Genomic DNA, 232 nt, shown 5'->3' with positions numbered 1-232 from the left:
GACTTTATCATCACTGGAAAAGCAACCACGCAAAGTGAGTTGTTAAATGCTTATGCGTTTGAGGTGGACACAAAGGCGAACAAGGTAGAAATCAAAAAAGCAGTTGAAGGTGCTTATGGAGTTTCTGTTGAAAAAGTTCGTACTATAAATGTCCGTCCAGTTAGAAGAACACGTTATACATAAACGGGTATTCAACATGGTAAAACAAATGCTGTGAAAAGGGCAATTGTAC

The 232-nt window shown here is 38.4% G+C and carries 1 pseudogene; it reads left to right on the top strand.

The window, feature by feature from the left end:
* Positions 1-6: 6 nt before the first annotated feature.
* A pseudogene (locus tag ACRHOC_RS15250) lies at positions 7-180 on the top strand (50S ribosomal protein L23); the annotation flags it as partial.
* Between the last annotated feature and the right edge of the window lie 52 nt (positions 181-232).

The organism is Winogradskyella poriferorum (assembly GCF_050618035.1).
Lineage (GTDB): Bacteria > Bacteroidota > Bacteroidia > Flavobacteriales > Flavobacteriaceae > Winogradskyella > Winogradskyella poriferorum_A.
Note: the sequence above shows the minus strand (reverse complement) of the source record. Positions and strands in the feature narration are given on the sequence as shown.